Genomic DNA, 523 nt, shown 5'->3' with positions numbered 1-523 from the left:
CCGACTGGGGTGTATTGATGCTCTTCGGTGGCGGTATCAGCTTGAGCGCGTTGCTGCAATCTTCCGGCGCATCTGAAGCTCTGGGTCAGCAAGTTGCTTCCACGTTCTCCCACTCTCCTGCATTGCTGGTGATTTTCGTGGTTGCCGCCTTCATCATCTTCCTGACCGAGTTCACCAGTAACACCGCTTCCGCCGCCCTGCTTGTGCCTATTTTCGCCAGCATTGCCGCGCAAATGGGTTTGCCAGAACAAGTTTTGGTATTCGTCATCGGCATTGGTGCATCTTGTGCCTTCATGTTGCCGGTTGCCACGCCGCCTAACGCGATTGTGTTTGGTACAGGCTTGATTAAGCAACGCGAAATGATGAACGTCGGCTTATTGCTGAACGTCCTCTGTATCGTATTGGTTGCGCTGTGGGCTTATTTCGTCCTGATGCCATAAACCCGTAAAACCATATCCCAGGCCGTCTGAAAGAATATTTTTCAGACGGCCTTGAAGTTTGTCGTTCAGACACAATGTAACGA

1 protein-coding gene is annotated in these 523 nt (G+C 51.4%); it reads left to right on the top strand.

From position 1 onward, the window contains the following. A partial coding sequence (locus ACTHUM_RS18535) for an SLC13 family permease (protein ID WP_440403758.1) occupies positions 1–440 on the top strand: 440 nt, incomplete at its 5' end. Positions 441–523 lie beyond the last annotated feature (83 nt).

This window comes from Neisseria sp. P0021.S006, assembly GCF_051956895.1.
The sequence above is the reverse complement of the archived record's forward strand: the minus strand, read 5'-3'. Positions and strand labels throughout refer to the sequence as shown.